Annotated in this window: 6 protein-coding genes and 2 pseudogenes; 2 read left to right on the top strand and 6 right to left on the bottom strand. The window is 59.0% G+C overall.

What is annotated here, in order from left to right; translation table 11 throughout:
* Nucleotides 1-89: 89 nt before the first annotated feature.
* Nucleotides 90-552, bottom strand: a pseudogene (locus NKJ08_RS30370) (transposase); the annotation flags it as partial.
* A 296-nt stretch (nt 553-848) separates the two neighbouring features.
* Entirely contained in the window at nt 849-1,808 is a 960-nt protein-coding gene (locus tag NKJ08_RS30375; protein WP_352784811.1) for a hypothetical protein, read from the bottom strand.
* 592 nt (nt 1,809-2,400) lie between these two features.
* Between NKJ08_RS30375 and NKJ08_RS30380 the strand changes: the two are divergent.
* Nucleotides 2,401-2,606, top strand: a pseudogene (locus tag NKJ08_RS30380) (tyrosine-type recombinase/integrase); the annotation flags it as partial.
* A 65-nt stretch (nt 2,607-2,671) separates the two neighbouring features.
* Here the strand turns inward: NKJ08_RS30380 and NKJ08_RS30385 are convergent.
* The 4 genes from NKJ08_RS30385 to NKJ08_RS30400 are packed head-to-tail and all read right to left on the bottom strand — an operon-like array spanning nt 2,672 to nt 4,910.
* A complete protein-coding gene (locus tag NKJ08_RS30385; RefSeq protein ID WP_352784826.1) occupies nt 2,672-2,932 on the bottom strand; it encodes a hypothetical protein in 261 nt (86 codons plus the stop codon).
* The gene (locus tag NKJ08_RS30390; RefSeq protein WP_352784813.1) at nt 2,929-3,468 is read right to left on the bottom strand and encodes a TniB family NTP-binding protein; all 540 of its coding nucleotides are present in this window, start codon (nt 3,466-3,468) and stop codon (nt 2,929-2,931) included. Before NKJ08_RS30390 ends, NKJ08_RS30385 begins: the two co-directional genes overlap by 4 nt.
* Nucleotides 3,455-4,330, bottom strand: coding sequence for a Mu transposase C-terminal domain-containing protein (locus tag NKJ08_RS30395; protein WP_352784815.1), 876 nt, complete (start codon nt 4,328-4,330; stop codon nt 3,455-3,457). Before NKJ08_RS30395 ends, NKJ08_RS30390 begins: the two co-directional genes overlap by 14 nt.
* A gap of 10 nt (nt 4,331-4,340) precedes the next feature.
* Entirely contained in the window at nt 4,341-4,910 is a 570-nt protein-coding gene (locus NKJ08_RS30400; protein ID WP_352784818.1) for a TnsB C-terminal domain-containing protein, read from the bottom strand.
* A 251-nt stretch (nt 4,911-5,161) separates the two neighbouring features.
* On the opposite strand from NKJ08_RS30400, the gene NKJ08_RS30405 reads away from it, so the two are divergent.
* A partial coding sequence (locus tag NKJ08_RS30405) for a DDE-type integrase/transposase/recombinase (RefSeq protein WP_352784820.1) occupies nt 5,162-6,000 on the top strand: 839 nt, incomplete at its 3' end.

Genomic DNA, 6,000 nt, shown 5'->3' on the forward strand with positions numbered 1-6,000 from the left:
CCAAAGCCAGAACGCCGCTGTTGGCGACAGCAGCGCTCGTCGTAGTGAGCGTTGAAGAGCGACAGCTGCTGATGGCCATGAACGACATCGAGCGTATCGTCGAGGTCGAGCGTCACGCTCTCGGGCGGCGCGGCATAGCTCGACAGCCACAGATCGACCAGCACATCGCCAAGCCGGATGACGGTCTTGAGGTCGGGCAAGTTCTCAGGCGCGAGCATGTCGGCTGCGAGCACAGGTCGAGCCCGCTGTCGGGCAACCGTCCGCAGGCGAGCTTGAAGGCCGGGTCGGTGCGCAGCCGGTCGAGATCGTTGGCATCCTCGTAGCCGCAGGCGATCGCAAAGATGCGGGCGCGCAGGATGTCGCCATGGCGTGCCTCACCCGCTCCGGGTGACGCGGATCGTGGATCGCAGCCGCAAGCCGGTCGGCCAGTCGCAAACGCCGCTCGGCGGCGGCCAGAAGCATGACGCCGCCATCCGATGTGATGCGTCCGCCATCAAACGCTGCTGTGATTTTCTTGCGTCCGACGGCTGGAACACAACGGTGGCAACGTATCGTCGGTCATAGCGGGTGTGGCTCGCGAGATCTGGTGGTAGGGTTGGCTTCAGCAACCGAATCCTACGCCAAATCAACGCTTACGCTACATCCGCCAGCCTCTCCAACAGGCTGTCATGCATAAGACGGGCTAGTCCCCAAGCCCCTCCGCTGGAGCCACCCCGAACTTGGCAGGTCGCTTTCTTGCCCAAAGCTGCGGCATATCGCGGTCCCACCGTGACCGGTACGCCGTGTCTTTGAGTGCCATGAGCATCATTATTCTCCAGTCGCCGAATCGGTGTGTGCCGCTGTGGGGGCTACGGCGCCTTTGCGGAAAGATAGATTTGCGCTGTTCGGAGTGTTTCTTCAATATCTGACAACAAAAGCGGCAGTTTCGGAGCAATATGCTTGTTGTTTTGTTCGATTGCCCGGAGAAACTCGTCGTCGTACACGGTCACATAGTTGAGTTTCATCAATGCGGCTTTCGAGAGTGCCGGGATCGTTGACGTATCTACTATGGTGCGCGGCTCTAATCGGAGAAGCGCGCTCTGGAGAATGGCTTGGTATTCATCATTGACATCGGCCCCTGTGATCACAACGATCGACCGTGGTTCGCGTGCGTGCCCAATCTCTGCCGGGCGCGTGAGCGCGACGTCTATGTCAGTCCAAGCGCGGAGATGTTTGCGAAGATTCTTGGGGTTCCGCGTTACGATTGCTGTAGAACGAAATCGCTCTCCCACACCACTTTTGATCAGCTCGCGAACCGGCATCCCCGCCCCGATCACGTAAAGGCGGTCGGGTAGCTCTTCATTCGGAAATCGATCAGCAATGATGTCTCGGATGATGTGATAGTAGTTGAACGATGCAATGAATCGCTGTCGCTCGCGCGATGCACGACCTATATCAATTGCCAGCCGTGCCATCCGGAAAATAGGAAGGTTTGGGTCAAGAAGTTCGATAGCTTTCGCGAGATTATTGCTGATATAATTATCGCCAAGAACCTGGGAACGAGCGCCGGACGCAATCTCGGCAAGGCGCTGAATAATAGTGGCCGCACCTTCAATTCGTTCAGCTGAAAAGCCAGAAAATATCGTGCTATCGATATTTCTCAGTGCGTGCTCCTGACCATAGACCTCAACTCGCAAGCAGGATGCGACCAGGAGAACTCCGCTTCTTGCAAGATCGTTCGCAATTGGTTTGATCTTAGCCGAATGCCGCCCCATTGCGAAAGGCGAGGACATCTGGTGATCAACATAATGGCCAAGGAACTCGCTCATCGTTTCCTCCTGAGGTTGATTGAACGCCTTTGAGGGCGGCAGGTGTTTTGAGTACAAGGTCTTGCACCGAACCTCCCGTCGCCGCGAGATACTCCTTCCCTCGTCCATCGATCGGGCAGCTACGACCATGACGATCCGGTCGGCAGCTGCTTCTTCGCACCGAAGCTCGCAAACCTCGTGCCAATTGGCGGATCGAGCCGAAGAAGAATATTCTTCCGTGAAGAGTGCGGCAGGACGCCAGGCCGCACCGTACCGGGGTCGCGGACTCGACGAACCCGACGGTGGTGTCGGGGACCCGACGTTTTGTAAGGGAGCATAAGAGTTCGTGGGTCAGTCCATCAGCAGTCCATCGGCGCTGAGTTCTGTTGAGGGGACGGACGGCACCATCGACGTTTTTCCGCCAGCTCAAGCGCAAATGCTTTTGAGTATCCCAGACGCCGGATCTGAGCGGCTACTATTGTGTGGCCGATGAGATGGCACATGTGTGCAGAGCCAAGCTGCGCAAGCCCGTCCATTTTTCCCCATGTGCGCCAATCGGCCCGCTTGGACTCGTTTCGTTCGGTTTGCTCCAGGCGGCGCGGCGCAGGTCGGTTTGAGGTACGCCTTCGCCGTGCATCTGTTGGAGGCCGGTGCCGACGTGCGCACCATTCAACTGCTGCTCGGTCACAGGAGTCTCGCGACCACCGCCCCGTACCTGCGGATTGTCACCAACAACGCGTGCGCCACGTCGACCCCTTCGAGCTCTTGCCGCGTTCGGCGCCCACCGTGCCGCCGCCTGCCAAGCCGCAATACTTCTGAGCGGTCGCGGCAATGGCCCGCTCGGGCCCGGAAGTGGCGGATATCTTCCGCTGCTACGGCGAAGCCTATCGCGCACAGCATGATGCGTCGCTGTTGACCGCCCAGCACCGCGTCATGACGGGGATCGAATCGATCGCCTCGAGCAGGAGCGCGAAGAGAAGCTTCGGCTCCTGGATGCCGAGTTCAAGCTTAAGAAGCGGGCGATCCAGAAGGCGACCGACACCGAGCAAAAAGAGATTCTCGGCGACGCGTCCATTGGCGACCAAAGTGCGGTAAACCAGAACGACGGCTGCACTTAAATGTGAGATTGCGCCCAGCTCGCTCAACCGCTGCACCTAATCATGAGAAATCGCAGCGTGTTCAGCACGACCCGCTGCTCGCGGTACGAGCCGGCGAGAATGTTATGTACTTCATCGATCACCAGGACCTGGACGCCAACCGTTTTCAGAAGCCGCAACGCCGCCTGCTCCATCTGCACGATGTCGGCGCGGGGTGCCTGTGGCGCGCCAAGTGCAGCCAGGATCTCGGCATATAGACGGCGCTCACCTGGCTTCCCCGTCATCTCGATTGCCAGAACCGGCATAGCCTGAACGCCGGTCGTCGGATCAAAGCGGGAGGGGTTATTGTCGCAGAATTTTTCCATGATCATCGTCTTGCCCATACCACTGTCGCCGTAGATGGCGACCGAGGGCATGCGCGTGCCGCGCGGATGGCCGACCAGCAGGTTGAGACGATCGAGTGCCTGCTTGGCGCGCGGATAAAAAATCCATCGGCGAGCCTGAAGCGCGCGAACTCGGACAATATCGGGCTCGCCGAGGAGGTCTTTGGCCGCCTGCGTCAGATGGACGTTATCCGTGCTCAAAGGGGCTCAATCCAAATTCTTCGACGGAGGGAACAGGTTTGCTTGAATCGACGCCACGAAGCGAGCCCACTTCATCGTCATCCACATTCGTTTTCGCAAGCCGGCGCCCTTGTGTCTTGTTTTTCGCCTGCTCGATCAGTTCGCGCTGCGAGAGCGCAGTGCGAATAAGGACGTGCATGTCAATTTCGCGTTTGCCCGGAGCGTTAAGTTTGCGTCGGGCAGCCTGCGCCTCCCACAACGTAATGGGCGCGAGTGTCACATCGGCATAGCGAGCCTCAACAAAGCTGCCTGAGGACCGCTTAACAAAGATGCGCGACAGATCGCGGGGATCGTATTTCACAATCAGGCGGGCCTTGGTTCGTCCAATATCGGCGGCCAGGGCGGGCGACCAGTAGCGGATGTTGAAAAGATGGATGCCGGTCGGGCGCAACGTTCTCTCTGCCTCCGGCAGGAAGGAGATCCAGAACTGCATACGATCGTTCGGCAGGCGCAACACCAACTCACTCTCCTGCTGTCGCCAGACCGCAATCGGTGGCCGACGGAGTGCGCCATGGATAGCATGATGGTATTGCCCAACGATCTCGAGTGCGATGTAGCGCTCAAGCTCTCGAAGCGTCAGTGTCGCATGGCGTTTGGCATCATACTGGCGCCGTTCCTCGATGTTGCTTGAGGTCGATCCTGGCAGCAGATGAACCGCGCCCATCTGCGTGCCGATCAACCGTTCGATGTGGCCGCCGAAATGAGGCGTCCCCGGCGGACGCCAATCGATCTTTATGCCGTTGTCCCGGCAAGCACGTTCGAATGCATGACTTCGAAAGTCCGCGCCGTTGTCGACATGTATCGTTCCCGGCAAACCGGCCACTAGCCACGCTTCATGGATACCCCCTCTCCTGCAACCATTGGGTTTTGTCGAATACTGAGTGCAGTATGCATAGGCTTGTCGATAATCGCGACGGCGCCTCCATGGTCAGATAGAGGCCCGTCACCATCCGAGAAAAGATGTCCAACGCAAGTGTCAGCCACGGCCGTCCGAGCGGCAGACGCGTTTCTTCGTCGACAACGAATACGTCAACTTTGGTATGATCGATTTGCACAAGTTCGAGCGGCCGCGACGCCGAAAGGGCACCTGGCGTGGCCGTTGTAGCTTTGACGACCTCGCTCTCGCCGCGCTTACGCCCCCTCACCCGTAGATCGACTTCTTCAACCCGGGATTTGATGGTGCGCCAGTTTGGTGGAGCAAGGCCGGCCGCTGCGCAGGCGATTTGGACCTGGCGAACCAACTGCGCGAAGGACGGGCGTGTCGGCTTGAGATAAAAGCCTTCAATCGTTCGTCGCACGAGAGCTTCTCGATCTTTGTCGAGGGCACGATGTCCCTGGCGCCGACCGCGCTTGCGGTCCATCAGCGAACTTACAGTGCCACCTGCTCGAAACAGCTTGATCATCCTGTAGAGAGTGGGCCCGGCTGAGGTCCAGTTCCCACGCCAGATCCGCTACAGCCTGACCGCTCAGGCTTTTTGGATAGCGCTCCACGAACTTGCGGATTGCCTCTTCGCGCCGGCACGCCTCGTTCCAACGGGTTCGCTCCCCGTAATCATTGGTGTCGTCGCCCATGCTGCCCGCGAACAATTCAAACTAGATGTTTGATCCCAGACTTTGATGGGGCATCCTTACCTTCCGAATCAAAGGATGCGCTATGGGCCAAGTTCTGCATGGGAGCGCCACAACGACAGAGGCGGTCCGTCGAGCGATACAGCATAGTCAAGAGAGCCTGAGGACGCTGGCCAAGCGCTACGGGATCAACCAGAAGACGGTTGCAAAGTGGAAGAGGCGAGCTTCGGTCGCCGATCTGCCGACTGGTCCGAAGGAACCGAGATCGACGGTGCTCTCGATTGAGGAGGAGGCGGTCATTGTCGCTTTCCGCCGCTACACGCTGCTGCCGCTCGACGACTGCCTCTATGCGCTTCAGGCGACCATCCCGCACCTGACACGGTCTTCATTGCATCGCTGCCTGCAACGCCATGGCATCGGCCGGCTCCCGCATGTCGAGGGCGACAAACCGGCGAAGAGGAAATTCAAGAGCTACCCGATCGGCTACTTCCACATCGACATTGCCGAGGTCAGGACCGAGCAGGGCAAACTGCACATGTTCGTCGCTATCGACCGCACCTCGAAGTTCGCCTTCGTCGAGTTGCACGAGAAGGCCCCCACCGCCGTCTCTAAAGAGTTCCTGCTCCGGCTGATCGCGGCCGTGCCCTACAAGATTCACACCGTGCTTACCGACAACGGCATCCAGTTCACCACCCCCGGTGCCGGTGGCTCGGCGGTGCCGCTGATCAAGGAGGCAATCGCCAATGGCGAGATCTTCCGCGCTCACGCTTTCGAATACGCTTGCGCCAGGAACGACATCGAGCACCGCACGACCAAGGCAAGGCATCCGTGGACCACTGATGTGATCGACAAGAGCCTTTTTGATAAATCTGCGCTATTCTCCTGTCGCGCACGGACGACCGCGTGGCGAAGAGCAGGGTCCGA

The sequence above is a fragment of the Mesorhizobium sp. M0244 genome, from assembly GCF_040321795.1.
Lineage (GTDB): Bacteria > Pseudomonadota > Alphaproteobacteria > Rhizobiales > Rhizobiaceae > Mesorhizobium.

Coding starts and splice junctions, on each gene's coding strand:
- NKJ08_RS30375 (WP_352784811.1), bottom strand. CDS start 1,808: ATGAGCGAGTTCCTTGGCCATTATGTTGATCACCAGATGTCCTCGCCT.
- NKJ08_RS30400 (WP_352784818.1), bottom strand. CDS start 4,910: ATGATCAAGCTGTTTCGAGCAGGTGGCACTGTAAGTTCGCTGATGGAC.